This is a genomic window from Arthrobacter alkaliphilus (assembly GCF_021483235.1).
Lineage (GTDB): Bacteria > Actinomycetota > Actinomycetes > Actinomycetales > Micrococcaceae > Arthrobacter > Arthrobacter alkaliphilus.
This window is the reverse complement of sequence record NZ_JAKEEC010000001.1, coordinates 374,015-394,735: the sequence shown is the minus strand read 5'-3', so window position 1 is coordinate 394,735 and position 20,721 is coordinate 374,015. Positions and strand designations below refer to the sequence as shown.

The window sequence follows — 20,721 nt, the reverse complement described above, 5'->3', positions numbered from 1 at the left end:
GTGACCACCAGCACCATCACCTCCGCGACCATCAGCAACCAGCCGCTTTCCGAGCTCGATCCCGAGATCGCCGCGGTTCTGGAACAGGAGCTCGGCCGCCAGCGCGGCACCCTGGAAATGATCGCTTCCGAGAACTTTGCGCCCCGCGCCGTCATGGAAGCCCAGGGTTCGGTCCTGACCAACAAGTACGCCGAAGGCTACCCGGGCCGCCGCTACTACGGTGGCTGCGAATACGTGGACGTTGCCGAACAGTTGGCCATCGACCGCGTGAAGGCCCTCTTCGGCGCTGAGTACGCCAACGTACAGCCGCACTCCGGTGCGCAGGCCAACGCCGCAGCCCTGTCCGCGATGATCACTCCGGGCGACAAGATCCTCGGCCTTTCCCTCGCCCATGGCGGCCACCTCACCCACGGCATGAAGCTCAACTTCTCCGGGAAGCTCTACAACGTAGCTGCCTACCAGGTTGAAGAAGACAACTTCCGCATCGACATGGACAAGCTCCGCGAGCAGGCCATCGCCGAGAGGCCCCAGGTCATCATCGCCGGCTGGTCCGCCTACCCGCGGCACCTCGACTTCGCCGCTTTCCGTTCCATCGCCGACGAGGTTGGCGCGCTCCTCTGGACGGACATGGCCCACTTCGCGGGCCTCGTCGCGGCAGGCCTGCACCCGAGCCCGGTGCCGCACTCCGACGTCGTGACCTCCACGGTGCACAAGACGCTTTCGGGTCCGCGCTCGGGCGTGATCCTGGCCAAGCAGGAGTGGGCCAAGAAGCTCAACTCCAACGTGTTCCCCGGGCAGCAGGGCGGCCCCCTCATGCACGTCATCGCCGCGAAGGCAGTTGCCTTCAAGATCGCAGCCGGCGAGGAGTTCAAGGAGCGCCAGGAGCGCGTCCTCGAAGGCGCCAAGATCATCGCCGACCGCCTCAACCAGGCCGACGTCGCTGAAGCCGGCGTTTCCGTTTTGACCGGCGGCACCGACGTGCACCTCGTCCTCGTGGACCTGCGCAACTCCCAGCTGGACGGCCAGCAGGCCGAAGACCTCCTGCACTCGGTGGGCATCACCGTGAACCGCAACGCCGTTCCGTTCGACCCCCGCCCGCCGATGGTCACCTCCGGCCTGCGCATCGGTACGCCGGCACTGGCAACCCGCGGCTTCGGTGCCACCGAGTTCACCGAAGTGGCCGAGATCATCGCTTCGGCGCTGAAGTCCGGCTCCGCTACCGACGTTGAAGCCCTGCAGGCCCGCGTCGACAAGCTCGCCGCCGACTTCCCGCTGTACCCGCAGCACGAGCAGTGGTGAACCCGTCCATGGCGCAGACCGCGAAGATCCTCGACGGCAAGGCCGCCGCGGCCGCCATCAAGTCTGAACTGACTGAGCGCGTCGCGGCCTTGAGGGCCCAGGGAGTGACTCCGGGCATCGCCACTGTGCTCATCGGTGCCGACCCTGCCTCGCAGCTCTACGTGTCCATGAAGCACAAGCAGTCTGTGGCGATCGGGATGAACTCGATCCAGCGCGAGCTTCCGGCGGACGCCACGCAGGCCGAGGTCGAGGCCCTCATCGACGAACTCAACGCGGACCCTGCCTGCCACGGCTACATCGTGCAGCTGCCGCTGCCCAAGCACCTGGACACCGACGCCATCCTCGAGCGGATCGACCCCGCCAAGGATGCCGACGGCCTGCACCCCACCAACCTGGGCCGGCTGGTGCTCAACGTCAACGGAGAAATCACCTCGCCGTTGCCGTGCACGCCCCGCGGCGTCATTGAGCTCCTGGAGCGCAACGGCTACAGTCTCGCCGGAAAGCACGTCGTGGTGGTCGGCCGCGGTGTCACGATTGGCCGCTCGATCGGCCTGCTGCTCACCCGGCGGGCCGTGAACGCCACCGTGACGCTGACGCATACCGGGACCAAGAACCTCTCGGAGCTGCTGCGGCAGGCGGACGTGATTGTGGGCGCGGCCGGTGCCAAGCACATCGTCAAACCTGCGGACGTGAAGCCCGGTGCGGCTGTGCTCGACGTCGGTGTCACCCGTGAGACCGACCCCGAGACGGGCAAGAGCAGGGTCCACGGCGACATCGATCCTGCCGTGGCCGATGTGGCCGGCTGGATCTCGCCGAACCCGGGCGGTGTGGGTCCCATGACCGTGGCGCTGCTCATGACCAACGTGGTCGAAGCTGCGGAACGCCAAGTGGCAGCGGGAAGCCAAGCCTGATTTTGCTCCCACCACCGTGAAAGGGCGCCTACTCCCGCGGGAGTAGGCGCCCTACACCGTTAACCCGACGACGCCGGCGCCCTCCGCCGCTAGGCTCGGAGCATGCAGCGGCGTTTCCACGGCCCTCCCACGAGTTTCATCGTGATAGCGGTGGCCCTGATCCAGGTCCTCGGGACCGTCTTTTCGGCGAGCCATCAAGCCGCCGCACGCCACCTGGACCCGCTTGCCTTCATGCTGCTGCTGGCGGGACCAGCAGCTTTGGCTTTCCGGACCCGGATGCCCGCCGTCATGCTGCCGATCACTCTCGCGGCCACGTCGGTGTACTTGCTCCTCGGGTACGCGTGGGGCCCGATAGCGCTCTCGCTGGCTCTCTCGATCGTCCTGACCGCCGCCGCGGGGCTGCGCTGGCAGGCCTGGCTCGGGGCGGGGATTTCGGCCGCCGCAGTTGTGCTGATGGCCATCCTCGACGGAGATCAGACCGGGCTTCTGCGGGCCTCTGCCGGTGTCGCCTGGGCAGCGATCCTTGTCCTCATCGGCGAGGGCTTCCGACGCAGGGGCGAACGGATGGCCGAATACCGGCGACGGAGGGAAGCCGCGAAACAGGCCGAGCGGGACGAATACCGCCTCACCCTCGCCCGTGATATCCACGACGTGGTGGCGCACTCCCTGTCGATGATCAACGTCCAGGCCTCCGTGGCGCTCCACCTGGGCACCAACGATCCGGAGAAACTCCGCCCGGCACTTGAGGCCATCAAGGCGGCGAGCAAAGAGTCCCTGGCCGAGGTCCGTCAGCTCCTCGGCGTCCTCCGCGAAGACGCTCCGCTGAGCCCCGCGGCGCCGCCAAGCCTGGGAAGGATCCAGGAACTCGTGGACGACGCACGGCGTGGTGGGTTGGAGCTCCGGTTCGGCAACTCCGTCGATCCTGAACTCATTGGTCCAACACAGCAAGAAGCCGCCTACCGGATCGTCCAGGAAGGGCTGAGCAACGTCCGCAGGCACTCGGGCGCGGAGTCCGCCGTCGTACTCCTCGAACTGGCGGGCAACGCGCTGAGGGTGCGGATCGACGACGACGGCGGAGGCCTCCGAGGAGCGTCCCCCGGGAACGGGCTCAGGGGCATGCGGGAGCGCGTCGAGGCCTTGGGCGGCACGCTCAACCTCACGCCGCTGGGGCCCGGGCTGCGCGTCGAGGCGACCCTCCCGTTGAACCCCCACCAGGCAGGACTCCAACGATGATCCGCTTGCTGCTCGCCGACGACCAGAACCTCATTCGCGCCGGGTTCCGGGCCCTCCTGGACGCCGAACCGGACATGGAAGTAGTGGCTGAAGCGGGTACAGGCCGGGATGCCGTCAGGCTGGCCGAGCGTGAGGAGCCCGACGTCGTGCTCATGGACATCCGCATGCCCGACGGCGACGGACTGGCCGCGACCCGGCAAATCCTGGCCAACCCGCACCTCGCGCACACTCGCATCATCATCCTGACGACGTTTGAGCTGGACGAATACATCGCCGAAGCCGTGCGCGCGGGCGCGGCGGGCTTCCTCGTCAAGGACACCGAACCGGAGGAACTGATCCGGGCCGTGCGGGTGGTGCACGACGGCGATGCCCTCCTCTCGCCGTCAGTCACCCGCCGCATCATGGCCCAACTCGCCGTGCACAGCAAGGCCGCGTCGAAGACCGTGCCCCTGGACCAAATCACCGAGCGCGAACGGGAAGTCCTGGCGCTCGTGGGGGAAGGCTTGAACAACGCTGAGATCGCTGAGCGGCTGTTCATTACCCCGTTGACCGCGAAGACGCACGTCTCTCGGATCATGAGCAAACTGCTGGTGCGGGACCGGGCCCAATTGGTGGTGCTGGCCTACGAATCCGGGCTGGTCCGGCCGGGCTGGAGCAGCTAGTACTGGCCAGCAGTCTCCCCGGGGAGTAGGCGCCGGGCCGTAAGTGACTCCCGGCGGCCGACGCGCCGGAATGGGCCGAAAACCAGACTGGAACCAGAGCCGAGATACGGCCTGCTGAGAGTTTGGACTGGACATGTTGACTTCATTGAGCACCACCATTGCGGCTGCGGCCGCGCAGCTTCCCACCGACACCGTGGTCCACGGCGACGGCTTCGTCTTCTGGCCGTTTTTCCTCCTGATCCCGCTGTTTTGGATCCTCGTGATCGGATTCTTCATCTTCTTCGGCCGCAGGATGTGGCGCCGCAACCACTACTGGGCCGCCACCCAGGGCGCGGAAGGAGTGCTGAGGGAGCGGTACGCGCGGGGCGAAATCGACGAGACCGAGTACCGCCAACGCCTGGAGGTGCTGCGGGCACACCCGACAAACTGAGGAACCGGCGGATTCTGCTGGATCATTCGCCTTGGGTCATTCGTCAGGCCTTGGAATCACACGGTTCCAGGGCCTGATGCACGGAATGATCCAGCAGAATGTCACGGGGCTGGAGGTAAAGCCCGGCGCCTCACGGGTATCCGCGCCGGGCTTTCCGGAGATGGGATGGGGCAGGCTGCAAGAATGAGCGCATGCCTTTCCGCAATTATCCGATCAGGCGCCTGGCAGAGAACCCAGCCAACGTTCTTGATCGCCGTGAATGGCCGGCAGCCCTGCCGGCGGTGGCCCAAATCCTGGACCAAGGACTCGAACTGACGTCCGCCACAATACTGCTTGGCGAGAACGGGTCGGGAAAATCGACCCTTGTGGAGGCCATCGCATTGGCCTACGGTCTGTCTCCTGAAGGCGGTTCGACAGGAGCGCGGCACACCACTAGGCCTACAGAATCCATACTCGCCAACCACCTGCAGCTTGTCAGGAATGCCGGCGCCACCCGGCGGGGATACTTCTTGCGGGCGGAAACCATGCATGGCTTCTTCACCTACCTCGAGAAGAATCCGAGCACCACCGGCACCGACCTCTCCTTTCACAACATGTCCCACGGCGAGTCGTTTCTGGAACTGGTAGTCGATCGATTCAAGGGGCATGGATTGTGGGTGCTCGATGAACCGGAATCAGCGTTGTCATTCACAGGGTGCCTTAGTCTTCTTGCGGTGTTGAAGGATCTTCTCGCGGTGGGAGACTCCCAGGTCATCATGTCCACGCATTCGCCCGTCCTTGCGGCCCTCCCGGGTGCGCAGATCCTCGAAGTGGGTCCACGGGGCTTGCGGACCAGCACCTGGGAAGATCTGGATCTCGTCACGAATTGGCGTTCATTCATGGAAGCGCCCCAGAGATACCTCCGTCACATCTAGCCCTTTTAGGGGCGCCCAAGGGGTTTCTCCAGAAAATTGCGGAATGCCCCTTTCACGTATTCCTTGGCTCTACTAGTCTGCTGGGGTGCACAATGAAGCCACCCGCTCCTTCTCCACGTCAGCCAGCTTCCAGATGAACCCACCCGCGGTAATCACAGCCGAAAACCTCACCAAAAGCTACGGCGAGCTCACCGCCGTCGACGGTATCTCGTTCGAGGTCCCGGCAGGGGAGTCCTTCGGCCTGCTTGGCCCTAACGGTGCCGGCAAATCGACCACGATGAAGATGATCGGCGGAGTCTCCCAGCGCACGTCCGGAAAGCTCAGCATCATGGGCCTTGACCCGGAAACGCACGGCCCCGAAGTCCGTGCGCACCTTGGAGTGGTGCCGCAACAGGACAACCTGGATGAGGAACTCAAGGTCCGCGAAAACCTGATTGTCTATGGCCGCTACTTCGGCCTGCCCTTGAGCTACTTGCGCCCCAAAGCCGACGAGCTGCTCGAGTTCGCCCAGCTGACGGACAAGGCCAAGTCCAGGGTTGATGCCCTCTCGGGAGGCATGAAACGGCGCCTCACGATTGCCCGCTCGCTCATCAACGAACCCAAGATCCTGCTCCTGGACGAGCCCACCACGGGATTGGACCCGCAAGCCCGCCACATCCTCTGGGACTGGCTGTTCAGGCTGAAGGAACAGGGTGTCACGCTGATCCTCACCACGCACTACATGGACGAGGCTGAACAGCTTTGCGACAGGCTGATCGTGGTGGACAAGGGCAGGATCATGGCCGAAGGCTCGCCGGGCAGCCTGATCCGCGAATATTCCACGCGGGAGGTGCTGGAACTGCGCTTCGGTTCCGAACGCAACGCCACCATCGGCCGCGAACTCGAGGGAATCGGTGAGCGCGTCGAAACGCTTCCGGACCGGGTGCTCATCTACACGAACGACGGCGAGTCAGCCCTGGAGCAAGTCTCCGCACGCCGGCTCCATCCCGTGACCTCGCTTGTGCGCCGTTCATCCTTGGAGGACGTGTTCCTCCGGCTGACCGGACGGAGCCTCGTTGACTAGCGCCCACTCGCCGGCCGTTTCAGCCGGCCGGGCGAAACGCTGGGGGTCCTTCTTCTACGCCGAGCAGGTCCTCCGGGTGATGCGCGGCTACGGCTGGTCCGTGTTCCTCTACAGCGTGGGACAACCGGTGGCCTACCTGTTCGCGATGGGCGTCGGGCTGGCGAGCCTGGTGGATGCGAACAGCGCAGCGGTATTCGGCGGAGTGAACTATTTGACGTTCATCGCTCCGGCGCTGCTGGTCTCATCCGCGGTCATGACGGCTACCGGGGACTTTTCCTACCCGATCATGGACGGCTTCAAATGGCGCCGCGTTTTCTATGGCCCCCACGCCTCCCCGTTGGTACCGCAACAGATCGCCACTGGCCACATCATGGCCAGCGCTTTGAAGTTCCTGGTGCAATCAGTGGTCTACTTTTCTATCGTGGCCGCGTTCGGTGCCTCGCCGGGTCCTTGGGGCTGGGTGTCGGCCATAGTCGCCACGGTGGCCGGGCTGTCCTTCGGACTTCCGCTCATGGCCTATGCCTCGACCATCACCAAAGACTCAGGCCAGTTCGCGTTGGTCCAGCGGTTCATCGTTGTACCGCTTTTCCTGTTTTCGGGCACGTTCTTCCCGCTGGATTCACTCCCGCTTGGAGTGCGCTGGATCGGTTGGATTTCCCCGGTGTGGCACGGTACGCAACTGGGCCGCTTCTTCACCTATGGACTCGAGGAGAATCCCTTGTTGACCCTGGCGCATGTCCTTTTCCTTGTAGGTTTGGCCGCCGCAGGTTGGACCCTGACGCGCCGCCAGTTCGTCAGGAGGATGGGGGCATGAGCGTTCTTACGGGCGGCCACAGCGCCACCGAGGCTGCCCGTGGACGTACCTTCGGCCCCCTGTACTCCCGCAACGCGCTCGCCGTCGTATCCCGGGGCCTCATGGCAGCGAAAAGCAGCACCTGGCTGATTCTTGTATCCGGATTCTTCGAGCCCGTGCTTTACCTGATTTCGATGGGCGTGGGACTCGGGCCCATCGTGGGTACCGTGGCGGGACCGGGCGGGCAGGCCATCAGTTATGCGGCCTACATCGCGCCCGCGCTCCTGGCCGTGTCCGCCATGAACGGCGCCGTCTACGACTCCACCTGGAACGTCTTTTTCAAGATGAATTTCGCCAAGCTGTACCAGGGAATGCTGTACACGTCCCTCGGACCTTTGGACGTGGCCATCGGCGAGATCTTCCTGGCTCTCTTGCGCGGACTCCTGTACGCCACGGGGTTTACCGCCGTCATGGCCGTCATGGGACTCATCACCACCCCATGGGCCATCCTGGTCATCCCCGCCTCGGTGCTCATCGCGTTTGGCTTCGCGAGTTTCGGCATGGGCATCACGAGCTTCATGAAGACCTTCCAGCAAATGGATTGGATCAACTTCTTCATGCTGCCCATGTTCCTTTTCAGCGCCACCTTCTACCCGCTGAGCGTCTATCCGCAATACATCCAGTGGCTCATCCAAGCGATGCCGCTCTGGCACGGGGTGGAACTCCTGCGGCAGATCAGCATTGGCTCTTTCAGCCCGGCCACGGCAGTACATGTGGCCTATTACCTTGTGATGATCGCCCTCGGCATTGCGCTCACGACCGGAAGGCTGCGGAAGCTTTTCCTGAAATAGCGGCAGTGGCTGTTCGCCGCGGGTGGAAGCGGGCGGTTCGCCGTGCGGAGTTTGCGACAATGGGTGCATGCGATCCCTCGGCGACTCCCCGTCATCTGTTCCCTCGTCCGCTTCCGCCAGGAGCCCTTTCAAGGGCTTCCGCATCGGCGGGCTGGGCACGACCGTGGTGCTCATCGCTTTCCTGGTCGCCGTGATCTTCGCTGCCAACCACAACGACGTCGTCGGTTGGGTCGTCGCGGTTATCTCCTTCGCCTGGCTTGTCCTCGCCGCCTTCGTGGTGTTCAGCATCCAGAGGGCCGCCAAGCGGGCGGGCGAAAAATTCAACGAAGCCCGGAATGCCTTCAACGCGGCAACCGGGCGGGCGCCGTCGTCGTCGGCCGCGGACCACGGCGGAACCCGCGTGGTTGCCGAACGCAGCGAAACGGATGAAATGCGTGACCTCAAACTGGACCACTCCTTCAAGATTGTCCAAGTGCAGGTACGCGTAGTGGAGGACGAGCGCGCGAAGGGCGACGCCGCCGATCAGGACACCATCAACCGCGCCTTGGAAACCATCGCCATCACGTCGAGCAATGCCCGGGACATGATCAGGTCCTCCGGCGGCGGCGACGAGCCCGTCTCGGGCACCATCATCGACTAGAGTAGGCGGGGTGAGTTCGGCATTGAAGAAAGACTTCCTTCGCATCGCAACCGTCAACGTCAACGGTCTTCGCGCCGCCTACAAGAAGGGCATGGCGGAATGGCTGGAACCGCGCGACGTCGACATCCTGTGTTTGCAGGAAGTGCGCGCGCCCGATGAGGTAGTCCGCCAGCTCATCGGCGAGGGCTGGCACATCCTGCACGCCGAAGCCGAGGCGAAGGGCCGCGCCGGCGTTGCGATCGCCTCCCGGCAGGAACCCGTCGCCACACGCGTGGGCCTCGGCGACGACTACTTCGCCACTGCTGGACGCTGGGTCGAGGCGGACTACGTCGTCCGGGACGGCGGCGGCAAGGACACGACCCTGACCGTCGTCAGCGCTTATGTTCACTCCGGCGAAGCGGACACGCCCAAACAGGTGGACAAGTACCGGTTCCTCGACGTCATGTCCACAAGGCTTCCGGAACTTGCCAAGCACAGTGACCATGCCCTCGTGGTCGGCGACCTCAACGTGGGCCACACCGAGCTCGACATCAAGAATTGGAAGGGCAACACGAAGCGTGCCGGTTTCCTTCCCGGGGAGCGCGCGTACTTCGACCGCTTCTTCGGCGACGAGATCGGATGGAGGGATGTCCACAGGGGCCTGGCAGGAAATGTCGAAGGCCCCTACACCTGGTGGTCCCAGCGCGGCAAGGCCTTTGACACTGACACAGGCTGGCGCATCGACTACCACATGGCCACTCCCGGTCTCGCGGCAGCCGCACTTGCGGCCGTCGTCGACCGGGCACCGTCATGGGACACCCGTTTCTCTGACCACGCACCGCTGGTAGTCGACTACCAGCTCTAAGCCTTCGAAAGTTACCTCATGACCAGTTCCACGACGACTGAACCCGCCGCAGCCGCAGCCAAGGCAACATCGACCAAAGTGGCCGCCGGGGCAAAGCACCGCGTGCTGTCCGGCATGCAGCCCTCTGCCGACTCCCTCCACCTGGGCAACTACCTCGGCGCATTGGTCAACTGGGTCCGCATGCAGGACGAGTATGACGCCATCTTCTTCATCCCGGACCTGCACGCCATCACTGTGCCGCAGGATCCGGCCGAGCTGGCCCACCGGACACGGGTCACCGCGGCGCAGTACATTGCCGGCGGCGTCGACGTCGACAAGTGCACCCTGTTCGTCCAGTCCCAGGTTCCCGAACACGCCCAGCTCGCCTGGGTCCTGGGGTGCATCACGGGCTTCGGCGAAGCCTCGCGCATGATCCAGTTCAAGGACAAGTCCTTGCAGCACGGCTCCGACCACGCGAGCGTCGGGCTCTTCACGTACCCGATCCTGCAGGCAGCCGACATCCTGCTTTACCAGCCGCACGGGGTTCCGGTAGGCGAAGACCAGCGGCAGCACATCGAGCTCAGCCGCGACCTCGCCCAGCGCTTCAACAGCCGCTATGGCGAGACCTTCCAGGTGCCGCAGGCCTTCATCCAGAAGGAAACTGCCAAGATTTACGATCTCCAGAACCCCACGGCCAAGATGTCCAAGTCCGCGGAGTCGCAGGCTGGCCTGATCAACCTGCTGGATGACCCGAAGGTCACCGCCAAGCGCATCAAGTCGGCCGTCACGGACACCGAGACGGAAATCCGTTTCGACCGCGAAGCCAAGCCCGGGGTGTCCAACTTGCTGAGCATCTACTCGTCCATCAGCGGCCAGCCGGTGGAGAAAATCGTGGCGGACTACGAAGGCAAGATGTACGGCCACCTGAAGGTCGATCTTGCTGAACTCGTCGCAACCCACCTCGGTCCGATCCGGGACCGTGCCAACGAGCTGCTCGCCGATCCGGCCGAGCTCGACCGGCTCCTGGCCCACGGAGCGGACAAAGCCCGCGAGATCGCCTCGGCAACGCTCGCCGACGTCTACGCCAAGGTGGGCTTCCTGCCGTACGCCGGAACACAAGGAATCCGCTAGAGCCATGTGCGCAGCAGCTGGCAAGCTCGGTGTCCAAGCCGGCTCCCATTCACGGGGAGCCGGCCGGGCCACTGATACCCGCAGGGATCCGGGCGCGCACCAGTCTGCCGGCCCGTGCGGGGACAACCTGTGCGTAGGTGTCATTCTGGGTTTCCCCCGGGAGGTCGCCCAGGAACTGCAACAGTGGCGCGCATCCTTCGGCGATCCGATGGCGGATGTGATCCCGGCGCACATCACCCTCGTGACCACCACCCCTGCCCAGGACTGGGAAGCCACCCTTGAGCATGTCCGCGACATCGCCCGGCAGCAGGCACCGTTCAAGGTGACGATTTCCGGGACGGGTTCCTTCCGCCCGGTATCCCCGGTGGTGTTCCTCAAGGTCGAAGACGGTTTCGAGGAGTGCGTCGGCCTGCACGAACAACTGCAGGCCGGCCCCCTGGAACGCGACCTGCCTTTCCCGTACCACCCGCACGTGACGGTAGCGCACGACGTCGCTCCCGAAAGCCTGGACGAGGCGGAAACGGTGCTCAAGAATTACACCGCCACGTTCCCTGTGGTTAGCATGGGACTCTACGAGCACGACGACAACGGCATCTGGCAGCTACGGGAAGAGCTCGACTTTGGCGGCGACGCAGACGAATCAAGGAAACGCACAGGGGAAGAACCGGCAGCAGGCGGAGAGGCCACCGCTGCCGACTGAAGGGTCGCAGCTGAAACTGCAACTCATTCAACGGCAGGTCGAATGGGGTAAAGCCCGCCGCTCAGGCAACAGAGGCGCCACCATACCGGCGTTCATCAACCTTGCCCTCGCCCGGCTCAGCACCTTTCGGCCGATGCGCGCCTTCAACCTCTACAACCTGCGCCTCGGTCCGCTGCTGAGCGCCGGCATTGGCTTCACCATGTTCTTCTCCATTACGGGCCTGCTGGCCACGGGATTCGCCGTGACAGGCTTGGTCCTCAACGGTCAACCCGCGCTGGTCGATTCAATCGTCTCGAGCATCGCCACAGCCGCCCCGGGACTCCTGAAAACCAACGGGGGCAAGGGCTTGGTGGATCCGCACGATCTCCTGAATCCCACAGGCTTGGGCTGGACGGCTGCCGTCGCCGCCGTCGTCACCATCTTTACCGCACTCGGCTGGATCGCGGGTCTCCGCTCGGGTCTCCGCGGAGTTTTGGGCCTGGAGCCCCTGCAGGAGAACCCCCTTCTGATGAAGGCGCGCGACGCCGGTACCCTCCTGCTGCTCGGCGCGGCCTTGGTGCTCAGCGCCGGTGTCTCGCTCGTCTTCGGGACGGCGGCCGGCTGGATCATCGAGCAACTCGGGTTGGCCGACGCCGTCGCGGGGCCCGTCACTTGGCTCGTTCGCACGGCCGTCCCACTGGTCCTCAACTGGGCGACGGCGGTGATCATGTTCCGCTTCGCAGGCCGCCTGCGGCTTCGCCGCCAGGCGTTCGTGGAAGGAACCGTGCTGGCCGGCGTCGGGACCACCATCCTCCAGATCTTCAGCACGGAGTTGCTGGCGAATGCCGGACGGAATCCCATCCTGGCCTCATTTGCCATCATCATCGGGCTTCTCATCTGGTTCAACCTGGTCAGCCAGGTCTACTTGATCTCCGCCGCGTGGGCGGCCGTCAGGGAAGCGGACACCGACGGGCATGGGCATGCCAAGCCGGCCCTCGGATCACGGCGCCCTTGGCCGCGCACGTTCCACGCGAAGGACTCCTGAAGGCTCGCGCTAGTCGCCCAGGTACTGCTCGGCCCAGGCCGAGATAATCCCAGCGACCCGGGCAGCTTGTCCTTTGCCTGTCAGCAGGTGGTCGCTGCCTTCGAGTGAAATGAAGCTCCGCGGGTGCCGTGCGGTCTGGAAGATTTCGCTGGCGTTGTCGATGCCGACGGTGTTGTCCGTGGGGGAGTGCAGCACCATGAGGGGCCTGTGCAGGGTCCGGATGCAGTCCCTGAGGTCGGCCCTCTCCACGTCCTCCACAAAGTGCCGGCGGACTTCCATACGCCTTCCGCCCAAGTTGACCTCAGCGCTGCCCTCGCTGAGGATCGTGCTGACTTCGGCGTCGAACATGTGCTCCACGTGCCTCGGCTGGAAGGGGGCACCCACAGTCGCGACGGCCCGTACCTCGGGGAGGCTGAGCGCGGCAGCCAGCACAGCCGCCCCGCCGAAGGAGTGGCCTACGAGCAGGGAGATTTCCTTGCCTTCGGCCCGCATGAACCCGGCGGCGCGGATGGTGTCAGCCACTTTCACGCTGAACGATCCAGCGGACCAATCACCGGCGGAGTCGCCCAGTCCGAGGTTGTCGAAGCGAAGCATGCCGACGCCGAGATCCGCCAAACGCTTGCAGATGCGCGAGGCCGACGGGCTGTCCTTTCCGAGCGTCAAACCATGGGAGAACACACCCCAGCCCCGGACGGGGCCCTCAGGAACATCCACGATCCCTGCAAGTAGGTCCCCGGTGCTGCCTTCGAAGCTGACCTTCATGGATTTGGACACCTGTCCGCCTTTCGTTGTGCGGGTAGCCCGGCATCCCGGGCGATCCTTAAACAACGACGACGGCGGACCCCGCCTAGGGGACGCCGCCGTCGTCGTCGTATTTTGAATTCCGGACTAGATCTTGCGTGCCAGGATGGCCTGCTTGACCTCGGCGATGGCCTGGGTGACCTGGATGCCGCGGGGGCAAGCTTCCGAGCAGTTGAAGGTGGTGCGGCAGCGCCACACGCCTTCCTTGTCGTTGAGGATCTCCAAGCGCATGTCGCCTGCATCGTCGCGGGAATCGAAGATGAACCGGTGCGCGTTCACAATGGCGGCCGGGCCGAAGTACTGGCCGTCCGTCCAGAACACGGGGCAGGACGAGGTGCACGCGGCGCAGAGGATGCACTTGGTGGTGTCGTCGAACCGCTCACGGTCCTCCACCGACTGCAGACGTTCCTTGGTGGGCTCGTGGCCCTTGTTGATCAGGAACGGCATGACCTCGCGGAAGGACTGGAAGAACGGCTCCATGTCCACGATCAGGTCCTTCTCCACCGGGAGGCCCTTGATCGGTTCAACAGTGATGGGCTTGGAGGTGTCCAGGTCCTTCAGCAGGGTCTTGCACGCAAGGCGGTTGCGGCCGTTGATGCGCATGGCGTCGGAACCGCAAACGCCGTGTGCGCAGGAACGGCGGAACGACAGCGAGCCATCGATTTCCCATTTGATCTTGTGCAAGGCGTCCAGCACGCGGTCCGTGCCGTACATCGTCAACTGGTGGTCTTCCCACGCCGCCTCTTCCGAGACCTCGGGGTTGTAGCGTCGCACCCGCAGCGTGATGTTGAAGGTGGGAATTTCCCCGCCTCCACCAATGTGCGCGGGCAGTTCGATCTTGGATGCTGGCTCAGCAAGTTCAGCAGACATCTTAGTACTTCCTCACCATCGGCTCGTAGCGCGTAAAGACAACAGGCTTGGTGCCGAGCCGGATGCCCGCGATTGCTTCCGCAGATCCGTCCGCCGGGGCGTGCTCATCCTTATACGCCATGGAATGCTTCATGAATTTTTCGTCGTCGCGCTCCGGGAAGTCTTCCCGGAAGTGGCCTCCGCGGGACTCCTCGCGGTGCAAGGCAGCGACGGTCATGACCTTGGCCAGTTCCAGCAGGAAGCCCAGTTCCACAGCTTCCAGCAAGTCAAGGTTGAAGCGCTTTCCCTTGTCCTGGACGGTGATGCGCTGGTAGCGCTCTTCGAGGGCCGCGATGTCGGTGAGCACTTGGTTCAGGGTCTCCGCGGTACGGAACACCTGCATGTTGGCATCCATGGTGTCCTGCAGTTCCTTGCGGATTGCGGCAACCCGCTCGCCGCCGTCGGAAGTGCGGACGTGGTTCAGCAGGTCAAGCGCGTATGCCTCCGGGGCTTCCGGAAGTTCCACGAAGTCAGCCGTCTTTGCGTATTCGGCCGCGGCAATGCCGGCACGCTTGCCAAAGACGTTGATGTCCAGCAGGGAGTTGGTACCCAAGCGGTTGGAGCCGTGCACCGAGACACAAGCAACCTCGCCGGCCGCGTACAGGCCCGGCACGATCGTGTCGTTGTCCTGAAGGACCTCGGTGCTGATGTTGGTGGGGATGCCGCCCATGGCGTAGTGCGCCGTCGGGAACACCGGAACCGGCTCCGTGTACGGCTCGACGCCGAGGTAGGTGCGGGCAAATTCGGTGATGTCCGGGAGCTTCGCGTCAATGTGGGCAGGCTCGAGGTGGGTCAGGTCCAGGAGGACGTAGTCCTTGTTCGGGCCACAGCCGCGTCCCTCGCGGACTTCGTTCGCCATGGAGCGGGCCACGATGTCGCGGGGAGCGAGGTCCTTGATGGTGGGAGCGTAGCGCTCCATGAAGCGCTCACCCTCGGAGTTGCGCAGGATCGCGCCTTCGCCACGGGCAGCTTCCGAGAGGAGGATGCCCAGGCCGGCGAGACCGGTCGGGTGGAACTGGAAGAACTCCATGTCCTCCAGCGGGATTCCGCGGCGGAAAGCGATGCCCATGCCATCACCGGTCAAGGTGTGGGCGTTGGAGGTGGTCTTGAAAACCTTGCCCGCGCCGCCCGAGGCGAACACCACGGACTTGGCCTGGAAAACGTGCAGTTCACCGGAGGCGAGGTCGTAGGACACGACGCCGGCAACGCGCTTCTGCTTGTACGGCGTCCCGTCTTCGCGGACGGCGTCTTCCTCGACGGTCAGGAGGTCCAGGACGTAGTACTCGTTGTAGAACTCGACGTTGTGCTTGACGCAGTTTTGGTACAGCGTCTGCAGGATCATGTGGCCGGTGCGGTCTGCTGCATAGCAGGCGCGGCGGACCGGAGCCTTCCCGTGGTCACGGGTGTGGCCACCGAAACGGCGCTGGTCAATGCGGCCTTCGGGCGTGCGGTTGAACGGCAAGCCCATCTTCTCCAGGTCCAGCACGGCGTCGATGGCTTCCTTGGCCATGACCTCGGCCGCATCCTGGTCAACCAGGTAGTCGCCACCCTTGATGGTGTCGAACGTGTGCCACTCCCAGTTGTCCTCTTCGACGTTGGCGAGGGCTGCACACATGCCGCCCTGGGCTGCGCCGGTGTGGGACCGGGTGGGGTAGAGCTTGGTCAGTACTGCGGTGCGTGCGCGCTGGCCGGATTCGATCGCGGCGCGCATGCCGGCGCCGCCGGCACCGACAATAACGACGTCGTACTTATGGACCTGCATACCAGATGCTCTTTCTCTCTAAGTCAGATGGTCGGCGGAGCCTGCTCCGCGTGTTGGGCACAGCCGGCCACGCCGGCGGTGCAGCGGAGCGCTACGGCGCCGGGCAGAACCCGCCGGGCAGCTGAACGCCGTTGGCGACGGGGCACGGGTTGAACGTGAAGATCACCAAGGTGCCGAGAACAACGATGACGACCGTCGCCGCGTAAAGGACCACCTTGAGCCAAAGGCGGGTTGCGTCCTTCTCTGCGTAGTCGTTGATGATGGTACGGACGCCGTTGGTGCCGTGCAGCATGGCGAGCCACAGCATGGCCAAGTCCCAGAACTGCCAGAACGGGTCGGCCCACTTGCCGGCTACGAAGCCGAAGTCGATGCCATGGATGCCCTCGCCCACCATGAGGTTCACGAACAGGTGGCCGAAAATGAGAATCACGAGCACGACACCGGAGAGCCGCATGAACAGCCACGCGAACATCTCGAAGTTCCCCTTGGACCCCGGGCCGCGACGGTACTGCGGAGCAATCTTCCCGCTGCCGATCTTTCCGCTGCGCGGGCTTTGAATGTCAGTACTCATGGCTTAGTGGCCTCCCAGTGCGAGGGATAGGTGGCGGATGGCGAAGGCCCCGAAAGTGACCAGCCACAAGATCAGGACCGCCCACAGCATCTGGCGCTGGTACTTGGCGCCCTTCTTCCAGAAGTCAATGGCGATGACGCGCAGGCCATTGAAGGCGTGGAAAACGATCGCTGCGACGAGCCCCGTTTCGCCCAGGGCCATGAGGGGGTTCTTGTAGGCGCCGATGACGGCGGTGTAGGCCTCCGGAGACACGCGCACCAGTGAGGTGTCCAGCACATGGACCAACAAGAAGAAAAAGATCACAACACCGGTAATGCGGTGTCCAACCCAGGACCACATGCCTTCACGGCCGCGGTACAAGGTGCCAGCTGGTTTTGTCGGCACTGAATAAACCTTCCTGCAACACAGCGGCGCTGGCACGGGATCCATGCGGGGAAACGCCAGCTGCGAGAGCACTCGTAGCTCAGCCTAAATCTAGGCTTCGCTCACAGCTTATTCAATTTAGGTACCCCTTGTTGTAACGAGATTGCGGGTGTTCGCCTGATTTCCGGCCTTTTCGCCACGATCATGAGACGAAGACCACAAAGCGGCTCTGGCGCAGGTGTCGGATAAGGTGTTGCGGTGAGTATTGAAAACGCAGCAAGCCCCGAATCGCCATTGCGCCACTTCCATGCGGTTATTCCGGCCGGCGGAGTCGGCACGCGCCTGTGGCCCCTTTCGCGCGCTGCTGCGCCCAAATTCCTGCACGACCTCACGGGTTCGGGCAGCACGCTCCTGCGGGCTACGTACGACCGCCTCGAACCCTTGGCCGGCAACCGCGTACTGGTGGTTACCGGCGTCGCGCACCGGGTTGCCGTCTGCCGCCAGCTCCCCGAAGTAGGCGACAACGAGCTGGTCCTCGAGAGCGAACCGAAGGACTCCGGGGCGGCGATCGGCCTCGCCGCCGCCATCCTGCACCGTCGAGACCCCAACACCATCATGGGTTCCTTCGCTGCCGACCATGTCATCAGCCCGGACGACCTCTTCCAGGAAACCGTCCGCGAGGCCATCCACACGGCGGCTGCCGGAAAAATCGTCACCATCGGCATCAAGCCCACGCACCCCTCGACCGGGTTCGGTTACATCCGTACCGGCGACTTGCTCAACATCGACGACGCGCCGAACGCGCACGCCGTCGTCGAATTCGTTGAGAAGCCGAGCGAGGACATTGCCCAGAAGTACCTCGAGACGGGCGACTACATCTGGAACGCCGGCATGTTCGTCGCCCCCGTCGCCCTCATGCTCAAGCACCTGGAGGCGAACCAGCCGGTTCTGTTTGCCGGGCTGCAGGAGATTGCCGACGCATGGGACACCCCGGAACGCAATGAAGTGACAGCCCGGGTATGGCCCACCCTGCCGAAGATCGCGATTGACTACGCCGTGGCCGAGCCCGCGGCGGCGGCGGGGGATGTCGCCGTCGTGCCCGGTACTTTCCGCTGGGACGACGTCGGAGACTTCGCCGCGATCGGCCGCCTCAACAATGCCGGCGACGTCGATGAGGTGACGGTCCTCGGTGAAGGCGCCCGCGTGTTCACCGAGAACGCAAGCGGCGTGGTTGTGTCCGACACGAAGCGCGTGATCGCCTTGATCGGGATCAAGGACGTCGTCATCGTCGACACGCCGGACGCGCTGCTTGTCACCACGAAGGAGCATGCCCAGCGGGTCAAGGGCGCCGTGGACGCGCTCAAGGCCAGCGGAGACACGGACGTTCTTTAGCGGCCTCTTTGCGGCGTTATCCGTAACCAAGAGACCCCTTTCGTTATTCGGGGCGCGTGGATGGCTAGAGTTGTGAGGTGCGCAATTTCACTACCGAAACCGAGCCCACCCCAGTGGTGAAGCCATGGCTTGACGATCTCTTGCCGGAACTCATCGAATTCCGGAGGGACCTTCATGCGCACCCCGAACTTTCCTTCAAGGAATTCCGTACGACCGACAAGCTGGTTGAAAGGCTCGAAGCGGCGGGGCTCGAACCCCGCCGGCTGGAAGGCTCGGGCCTGACGGTCGACGTCGGCGAGGGGCCCATCGCCACGGCCCTGCGCGGAGACATTGACGCCCTCCCCATCATCGAAGAGACCGGCCTGCCCTTCGCGTCGAAGAACCACGGAGTCACCCACGCCTGCGGGCACGATGTCCATACCACGAGCATGCTTGGCATTGCCCTGGTCCTTCACGCCATGCACCAGGAATCTCCCCTGGGCGGCACTGTACGCATCATCTTCCAGCCCGCGGAGGAAACCATGCCGGGCGGTGCGCTTTCCTGCATCGAGCAGGGCGTGCTCCAGGGCGTTCCGCGAATTCTTGCACTGCACTGCGATCCGCGGATCAACGTCGGCAAGATCGGCACGCGCATCGGCGCCATCACCTCGGCGTCCGACACCATCAAGATTGAACTGACCGGACGCGGCGGCCATACTTCGCGTCCGCATTTGACCGAAGACCTGGTCTTCGCGCTGGCCCAAATCGCCGTCAACGTCCCGGCCGTGCTGTCCCGTCGGGTGGATGTGCGCAGCGGCGTCTCGGTGGTGTGGGGCCAGATCAGCGCAGGCTCCGCACCCAACGCCATCCCCGCCAGCGGCTACATGGCCGGCACGATGCGCTGCCTCGACAGGGACGCGTGGCACAGCGCAGGGGAGTTGCTCGACGACGTCGTGCAGCAAGTTGCGGCGCCCTACGGAGTGGATGTACACCTCGAGCACACCCGCGGCGTCCCTCCCGTGGTCAACTCAGAAAACGAAACTGCCGTCATCGAGGCCGCGGCCCGTGCGGAACTCGGCGAGCATGCCGTCGTCCTGACACCGCAGTCCATGGGCGGCGAGGACTTCGCCTGGTTCCTGGCCGACCTGCCCGGGGCCATGATGCGGCTCGGAACCCACACGCCCGGCGGCGAGGAATACGATCTCCACCGTGGTGACTTCATTGTGGATGAGCGTGCCCTCGGCTTCGCGATCCAGGTCCTGACCGCCGCCGCGCTGCGAACCATCCGCGACCTCTGAACCGAGGACGCCCGGTCACTTCTGGTGGTTGAGCGGCGGACGCCCGGTCACTTTTGGTGGGTGGAATCGCGGACGCCCGGTCACGTCCGGGGGTCGTACGGCGGATGCCCGGTCACGTCTGGGGGTTGAGCGGCGGATGCCCGGTCACGTCTGGGGGTCGTACGGCGGATGCCCGGTCACGTCTGGGGGTCGTACGGCGGATGCCCGGTCACGTCTGGGGGTCGTACGGCGGATGCCCGGTCACGTCTGGGGGTTGTGCGGCGGATGCCCGGGCACGTCTGGGGGTTGAGCGGCGGATGCCCGGTCACGTCTGGGGGTCGTACGGCGGATGCCCGGTCACGTCTGGTCCAAAGGCCGAGAATTCTCCCGTGGATCACCTCCTCCCGGCGCACCGCTTGCTCGATTGGCCGCCGCCCCGACGCATATGTGACCGGGGGTTTGGGTGTGGCCGGTGATATGTGAGTGGGGGTTTGGGTGTGGCCGGTGATATGTGAGGGGGGGTTTGGGTGTGGCCGGTGATATGTGAGGGGGGGTTTGGGTGTGGCCGGTGATATGTGAGGGGGGGTTTGGGTGTGGCCGGTGATATGTGAGTGGGGGTTTGGGTGTGGCCGGCGGGATGTGAGTGGGGGTTTGGGTGTGGCCGGCGGGAGGTGTGTGGGGGTCCGGGGCTGATTGAGTTGTGCGCAATTGAATTGTGAGCTACCGTTGTGTTCATGACTGAAGCGCCCCGTCTCAACCACCAGGTCTGTTTCGCGCTGTATTCCGCTTCGAAGGCGGCCACCGCGGTCTACCGGCCAGTGCTGGATGAGCTTGGACTGACATATCCGCAATACCTGGTGATGTTGGTTCTCTGGGAAGACGAGCCTCGAAGCGTCCGGGAACTGGGTACCGAACTCGGACTTGATTCCGGCACCCTGTCGCCACTGCTCAAAAGGCTTGAAACCTTGGGCCTGGTGGAGCGCCGGCGTTCGGCCGAGGACGAGCGTCGCGTCGAAATTCACTTGACGGACCAGGGCCGGGCCCTCAGTGAACGGGCCGGGGCCGTGCCGCAGCGGCTTGCCGACGCAGCAGGGCTGAGTCCCGCCGAGCTTGCGCAGCTTCATGACACCTTGGGCCGCCTTACCGCAGCCCTCCATTCAGCCATCTGATCGTCCATCCGCCCGAAGGAAGAG

Annotated in this window: 22 protein-coding genes; 17 read left to right on the top strand and 5 right to left on the bottom strand. The window is 64.4% G+C overall.

The window, feature by feature from the left end; translation table 11 throughout:
* From glyA to L0B83_RS01770, 14 genes are all read left to right on the top strand, one after another.
* Nucleotides 1–1,299, top strand: coding sequence for a serine hydroxymethyltransferase (gene glyA / locus L0B83_RS01835; RefSeq protein ID WP_234756408.1), 1,299 nt, complete (start codon nucleotides 1–3; stop codon nucleotides 1,297–1,299).
* An 8-nt stretch (nucleotides 1,300–1,307) separates the two neighbouring features.
* Nucleotides 1,308–2,210 (top strand): bifunctional methylenetetrahydrofolate dehydrogenase/methenyltetrahydrofolate cyclohydrolase, encoded by a 903-nt coding sequence (locus tag L0B83_RS01830; RefSeq protein WP_234756406.1) that lies wholly within the window; start codon nucleotides 1,308–1,310, stop codon nucleotides 2,208–2,210.
* A gap of 102 nt (nucleotides 2,211–2,312) precedes the next feature.
* The gene (locus L0B83_RS01825) at nucleotides 2,313–3,443 is read left to right on the top strand and encodes a sensor histidine kinase (RefSeq protein ID WP_234756403.1); all 1,131 of its coding nucleotides are present in this window, start codon (nucleotides 2,313–2,315) and stop codon (nucleotides 3,441–3,443) included.
* Nucleotides 3,440–4,105: a response regulator transcription factor gene (locus tag L0B83_RS01820; RefSeq protein WP_234756401.1), complete on the top strand. Its 666-nt coding sequence runs from the start codon at nucleotides 3,440–3,442 to the stop codon at nucleotides 4,103–4,105. The genes L0B83_RS01825 and L0B83_RS01820 overlap by 4 nt, the downstream gene beginning before the upstream one ends.
* A 133-nt stretch (nucleotides 4,106–4,238) precedes the next feature.
* A complete protein-coding gene (locus tag L0B83_RS01815; protein WP_234756400.1) occupies nucleotides 4,239–4,535 on the top strand; it encodes an SHOCT domain-containing protein in 297 nt (98 codons plus the stop codon).
* A gap of 191 nt (nucleotides 4,536–4,726) precedes the next feature.
* Nucleotides 4,727–5,449, top strand: a complete 723-nt coding sequence (locus tag L0B83_RS01810) for an AAA family ATPase (RefSeq protein ID WP_234756398.1) — start codon at nucleotides 4,727–4,729, stop codon at nucleotides 5,447–5,449.
* A 133-nt stretch (nucleotides 5,450–5,582) separates the two neighbouring features.
* A complete protein-coding gene (locus L0B83_RS01805) occupies nucleotides 5,583–6,512 on the top strand; it encodes an ABC transporter ATP-binding protein (protein WP_234756604.1) in 930 nt (309 codons plus the stop codon).
* Nucleotides 6,505–7,326, top strand: coding sequence for an ABC transporter permease (locus tag L0B83_RS01800; RefSeq protein ID WP_234756396.1), 822 nt, complete (start codon nucleotides 6,505–6,507; stop codon nucleotides 7,324–7,326). The genes L0B83_RS01805 and L0B83_RS01800 overlap by 8 nt, the downstream gene beginning before the upstream one ends.
* Nucleotides 7,323–8,156 (top strand): ABC transporter permease, encoded by an 834-nt coding sequence (locus L0B83_RS01795; RefSeq protein WP_234756394.1) that lies wholly within the window; start codon nucleotides 7,323–7,325, stop codon nucleotides 8,154–8,156. The genes L0B83_RS01800 and L0B83_RS01795 overlap by 4 nt, the downstream gene beginning before the upstream one ends.
* A 67-nt stretch (nucleotides 8,157–8,223) precedes the next feature.
* Nucleotides 8,224–8,796, top strand: coding sequence for a hypothetical protein (locus tag L0B83_RS01790; RefSeq protein WP_234756392.1), 573 nt, complete (start codon nucleotides 8,224–8,226; stop codon nucleotides 8,794–8,796).
* A 10-nt stretch (nucleotides 8,797–8,806) separates the two neighbouring features.
* Nucleotides 8,807–9,640, top strand: a complete 834-nt coding sequence (locus tag L0B83_RS01785) for an exodeoxyribonuclease III (protein ID WP_234756390.1) — start codon at nucleotides 8,807–8,809, stop codon at nucleotides 9,638–9,640.
* Nucleotides 9,641–9,658: 18 nt separating this feature from the next.
* Nucleotides 9,659–10,750, top strand: a complete 1,092-nt coding sequence (gene trpS / locus L0B83_RS01780) for a tryptophan--tRNA ligase (RefSeq protein WP_234756388.1) — start codon at nucleotides 9,659–9,661, stop codon at nucleotides 10,748–10,750.
* Between the two features lie 4 nt (nucleotides 10,751–10,754).
* Entirely contained in the window at nucleotides 10,755–11,450 is a 696-nt protein-coding gene (locus L0B83_RS01775) for a 2'-5' RNA ligase family protein (RefSeq protein ID WP_234756386.1), read from the top strand.
* A 133-nt stretch (nucleotides 11,451–11,583) separates the two neighbouring features.
* Entirely contained in the window at nucleotides 11,584–12,474 is an 891-nt protein-coding gene (locus tag L0B83_RS01770; RefSeq protein WP_268820438.1) for a YihY/virulence factor BrkB family protein, read from the top strand.
* 9 nt (nucleotides 12,475–12,483) lie between these two features.
* On the opposite strand, the gene L0B83_RS01765 is transcribed toward L0B83_RS01770, so the two are convergent.
* From L0B83_RS01765 to sdhC, 5 genes are all read right to left on the bottom strand, one after another.
* Nucleotides 12,484–13,248, bottom strand: a complete 765-nt coding sequence (locus L0B83_RS01765; RefSeq protein WP_234756384.1) for an alpha/beta hydrolase family protein — start codon at nucleotides 13,246–13,248, stop codon at nucleotides 12,484–12,486.
* Nucleotides 13,249–13,362: 114 nt separating this feature from the next.
* Nucleotides 13,363–14,145 carry a succinate dehydrogenase iron-sulfur subunit gene (locus L0B83_RS01760; RefSeq protein WP_059387992.1) on the bottom strand — a complete coding sequence of 261 codons (783 nt, stop codon included), beginning with the start codon at nucleotides 14,143–14,145 and terminating at the stop codon, nucleotides 13,363–13,365.
* A 1-nt stretch (nucleotide 14,146) separates the two neighbouring features.
* A complete protein-coding gene (gene sdhA, locus L0B83_RS01755) occupies nucleotides 14,147–15,946 on the bottom strand; it encodes a succinate dehydrogenase flavoprotein subunit (protein ID WP_234756382.1) in 1,800 nt (599 codons plus the stop codon).
* 91 nt (nucleotides 15,947–16,037) lie between these two features.
* Entirely contained in the window at nucleotides 16,038–16,517 is a 480-nt protein-coding gene (locus L0B83_RS01750; protein ID WP_234756380.1) for a succinate dehydrogenase hydrophobic membrane anchor subunit, read from the bottom strand.
* Between the two features lie 3 nt (nucleotides 16,518–16,520).
* Complete coding sequence (sdhC, locus tag L0B83_RS01745) at nucleotides 16,521–16,901, bottom strand: succinate dehydrogenase, cytochrome b556 subunit (RefSeq protein WP_234756379.1); 381 nt, start codon at nucleotides 16,899–16,901, stop codon at nucleotides 16,521–16,523.
* A gap of 237 nt (nucleotides 16,902–17,138) precedes the next feature.
* Between sdhC and L0B83_RS01740 the strand changes: the two genes are divergently transcribed.
* From L0B83_RS01740 to L0B83_RS01730, 3 genes are all read left to right on the top strand, one after another.
* Nucleotides 17,139–18,272: a mannose-1-phosphate guanylyltransferase gene (locus L0B83_RS01740; RefSeq protein WP_234756376.1), complete on the top strand. Its 1,134-nt coding sequence runs from the start codon at nucleotides 17,139–17,141 to the stop codon at nucleotides 18,270–18,272.
* Nucleotides 18,273–18,349: 77 nt separating this feature from the next.
* A complete protein-coding gene (locus tag L0B83_RS01735; protein WP_234756374.1) occupies nucleotides 18,350–19,549 on the top strand; it encodes an amidohydrolase in 1,200 nt (399 codons plus the stop codon).
* 713 nt (nucleotides 19,550–20,262) lie between these two features.
* Complete coding sequence (locus L0B83_RS01730; RefSeq protein WP_234756372.1) at nucleotides 20,263–20,697, top strand: MarR family winged helix-turn-helix transcriptional regulator; 435 nt, start codon at nucleotides 20,263–20,265, stop codon at nucleotides 20,695–20,697.
* The last annotated feature ends 24 nt before the right edge of the window (nucleotides 20,698–20,721 follow it).

What these genes read in the sequence shown, in the direction of transcription:
- L0B83_RS01770 (WP_268820438.1), top strand. Translation starts at nt 11,584, where the DNA reads ATGCGCGCCTTCAACCTCTACAACCTGCGCCTCGGTCCGCTGCTGAGC.
- L0B83_RS01795 (WP_234756394.1), top strand. Translation starts at nt 7,323, where the DNA reads ATGAGCGTTCTTACGGGCGGCCACAGCGCCACCGAGGCTGCCCGTGGA.
- L0B83_RS01810 (WP_234756398.1), top strand. Translation starts at nt 4,727, where the DNA reads ATGCCTTTCCGCAATTATCCGATCAGGCGCCTGGCAGAGAACCCAGCC.
- L0B83_RS01760 (WP_059387992.1), bottom strand. Translation starts at nt 14,145, where the DNA reads ATGTCTGCTGAACTTGCTGAGCCAGCATCCAAGATCGAACTGCCCGCG.
- trpS (WP_234756388.1), top strand. Translation starts at nt 9,659, where the DNA reads ATGACCAGTTCCACGACGACTGAACCCGCCGCAGCCGCAGCCAAGGCA.
- L0B83_RS01730 (WP_234756372.1), top strand. Translation starts at nt 20,263, where the DNA reads ATGACTGAAGCGCCCCGTCTCAACCACCAGGTCTGTTTCGCGCTGTAT.
- L0B83_RS01805 (WP_234756604.1), top strand. Translation starts at nt 5,583, where the DNA reads ATGAACCCACCCGCGGTAATCACAGCCGAAAACCTCACCAAAAGCTAC.
- L0B83_RS01790 (WP_234756392.1), top strand. Translation starts at nt 8,224, where the DNA reads ATGCGATCCCTCGGCGACTCCCCGTCATCTGTTCCCTCGTCCGCTTCC.
- L0B83_RS01750 (WP_234756380.1), bottom strand. Translation starts at nt 16,517, where the DNA reads ATGAGTACTGACATTCAAAGCCCGCGCAGCGGAAAGATCGGCAGCGGG.
- L0B83_RS01820 (WP_234756401.1), top strand. Translation starts at nt 3,440, where the DNA reads ATGATCCGCTTGCTGCTCGCCGACGACCAGAACCTCATTCGCGCCGGG.
- L0B83_RS01815 (WP_234756400.1), top strand. Translation starts at nt 4,239, where the DNA reads ATGTTGACTTCATTGAGCACCACCATTGCGGCTGCGGCCGCGCAGCTT.
- L0B83_RS01830 (WP_234756406.1), top strand. Translation starts at nt 1,308, where the DNA reads ATGGCGCAGACCGCGAAGATCCTCGACGGCAAGGCCGCCGCGGCCGCC.
- L0B83_RS01825 (WP_234756403.1), top strand. Translation starts at nt 2,313, where the DNA reads ATGCAGCGGCGTTTCCACGGCCCTCCCACGAGTTTCATCGTGATAGCG.
- L0B83_RS01775 (WP_234756386.1), top strand. Translation starts at nt 10,755, where the DNA reads ATGTGCGCAGCAGCTGGCAAGCTCGGTGTCCAAGCCGGCTCCCATTCA.
- sdhA (WP_234756382.1), bottom strand. Translation starts at nt 15,946, where the DNA reads ATGCAGGTCCATAAGTACGACGTCGTTATTGTCGGTGCCGGCGGCGCC.